Below are 360 nucleotides of genomic sequence, written 5' to 3' on the forward strand. Positions count from 1 at the left end.
TCTTCCGGCGCGTTATCGATCTGGTCGAATGCGCGAGCAGCACCGCCGTAGGTTTTAGCCAGTACGGTAGTGATTGCAGCGGTCAGCGTTGTTTTACCATGGTCAACGTGGCCGATAGTACCGACGTTGACGTGCGGTTTTGTACGTTCAAACTTTTCTTTAGACATCGATTGTCCCTCTAAGACACGGATAAATCGGTGATATCACCACATCAACCAGGCGATATGCCTGAATTGTTGAATATTTAAGTTTATACAGAGAGAAACGGGAAGGAGAAGTGAAGTGGTGCTGATACCCAGAGTCGAACTGGGGACCTCACCCTTACCAAGGGTGCGCTCTACCAACTGAGCCATATCAGCA

General features: G+C 49.2%; 1 protein-coding gene and 1 tRNA gene. Both read right to left on the reverse strand.

All coding sequences use genetic code 11. The features are described 5' to 3' along the window. Positions 1-167, reverse strand: a 167-nt coding sequence (locus OGV79_RS02310) for a GTP-binding protein (RefSeq protein WP_001326213.1), incomplete at its 3' end; no start/stop codon positions are given. A 116-nt stretch (positions 168-283) separates the two neighbouring features. Then, positions 284-359, reverse strand: a tRNA-Thr gene (locus OGV79_RS02315). Between the last annotated feature and the right edge of the window lies 1 nt (position 360).

The sequence above is a fragment of the Citrobacter sp. CK185 genome (genome assembly GCF_030333565.1).
GTDB classification, from domain to species: Bacteria; Pseudomonadota; Gammaproteobacteria; order Enterobacterales; family Enterobacteriaceae; genus Citrobacter_B; species Citrobacter_B koseri.